Source organism: Komagataeibacter kakiaceti JCM 25156 (assembly GCF_000613305.1).
Genome location: NZ_BAIO01000456.1, coordinates 1 through 1,893, shown reverse-complemented (window position 1 = coordinate 1,893; position 1,893 = coordinate 1). Strand labels below are relative to the sequence as shown.

At 66.9% G+C, this 1,893-nt stretch carries 1 protein-coding gene and 1 pseudogene; both read left to right on the top strand.

All coding sequences use genetic code 11. From position 1 onward, the window contains the following. Positions 1–1,459: pseudogene (locus JCM25156_RS25070) on the top strand (translocation/assembly module TamB domain-containing protein); the annotation flags it as partial. A 31-nt stretch (positions 1,460–1,490) separates the two neighbouring features. After that, the coding region (locus JCM25156_RS15210) for an MFS transporter (protein ID WP_025813755.1) at positions 1,491–1,893 on the top strand (403 nt) is incomplete at its 3' end.

Sequence of the window (1,893 nt, the reverse complement as noted above, 5' to 3'; positions counted from 1 at the left end):
CTCGCGCCCGCCTCGCTCGATGCGACGGCCAGCCTGACGGCGGGCATGGCGCAGGTGGACGCGCGGCTTCAGGCCGGGACACAGATCAACCTGGGCCTGCGCGGCACCGCCCCCGTCAACAGGACGGGGCAGATGAGCCTTCAGGCCGATGGGAACGTGGATCTTGCGGTGTCCAACGCCTATCTGGGGGCGAAGGGCATGCAGGCGGGGGGGAACCTTCAGGTGGCCATAGGGATGCGCGGCACGCTGGGCGCGCCCCGCCTGAACGGCACGCTCATGCTGGCGAATGGCCTGTTTCATGATTTTGGGGAGGGCGTGCAGCTTTCCGGCCTGCATGGTACGGTCAACGCGCAGGGGGACAGGCTGGAAATCTCCACCCTGACCGCGCAGGCGGGCAAGGGCACGCTCACCGCGTCTGGCAGTTATGGCGTGCTGCAACCCGGCCAGCCGATCGACCTGCGCATCCATGCCGCCAACGCCCGCCCGCTGGCCAGTGATCTCATCACCACCACGCTGGATGGCGACCTGGCGGTAAAGGGCCTGCTGGCCAGTCGCATTGACGCGACGGGCGACATCACGCTCCGGCGGGTGGACATCAACATTCCGGATTCCCTGCCCACCTCGGTCGCCCATCTCAACGTCATCCGCCCCGATGACGCGAAAAAGGCGGAACAGGAAGTCCATGCGACCCCTCTTGTGGTGGGGCTGGGGCTGGATGTGCGCTCGCCGGGGCAGTTCTACGTGCGCGGCCACGGGCTGAATACGGAAATGCACGGGCATATCCACGCGGGCGGCACCGCTACCGCGCCGGTGGTGACGGGGGCGTTCTCGCTGGTGAAGGGGGATTCTCCCTGGGTGGCATTTCGCTGGACTTCAGCAAGGGGCAGGTGGGCTTCAACGGCGTGGGCGTGACCCATGCGATCGACCCGACACTTGATTTCGTGGCCGAACGCAGCACGAATGATGGCACGGCGCGGCTGAACGTGGGCGGCTACGCCAGCGCGCCCAAGATCACGTTCTCCTCCACCCCGCCGCTTTCACAGGACCAGATCCTGGCCATCCTGCTGTTCGGCACGGACTCGCAGTCCCTTTCGGCCACGCAGATGGCGTCCATCGCCGCGGCGGTGGCGACGTTGAGCGGCGGGGCGGCGTTCGATCCGCTGGGGATGGTGCGCAAGACGCTGCATCTCGACCGGTTGCAGATGAGCAGTTCCTCCAACGGGTCGGGCGGCAACGACACCGGCGCGATCGAGGCGGGCAAATACGTCATGCGCGGGGTGTATGTGGGGGCCAAGCAGGCCACATCGGTTCGGGCACGCAGGCGCAGGTTCAGGTGGACCTGACCAAGCGGCTGAAATTCAACACAACCGTTGGCACCGGCGGCAACGTGACCGGCTTTACCACGCCGGAAAACGATCCGGGCAGCAGCATCGGCCTGCTGTACCAGTTCAAGTACTGAGGGCGGCCGCACCCTGTTCCACGCGCGGGAAATGCGTTACGATCCCGCGATGATTTTTCACGTTACGACCCGTGGCAGCCTGCTTCCCATCATGCTGGCCGTTGTCAGCGGCATGCTGGCGATGGGCATGGCGCTGCCTGCCCTGCCGCTGGAATTCCAGTCCCGTTTTGCCAGCGGCACCACCCTGATTGGCGTGGTGATGGGCCTGCAATCCGCCGCGACCCTGCTGACACGGCCATGGGCGGGGCGGATGGCGGACCGGCGCGGCGGGCGTGACACGCTCATGCTGGGGCTTGTCAGCACGGCGGCTTCAGGCATGGCCTACAGCCTTGCGCTGCTGCCCTTTCTGCCCCCGCAGGCCCAGCAGGCGATGATTGTGGTGGGCCGCGTGTTCATGGGGCTGGGTGAGGGGCTGATGGTGACCGGCGGCGGCG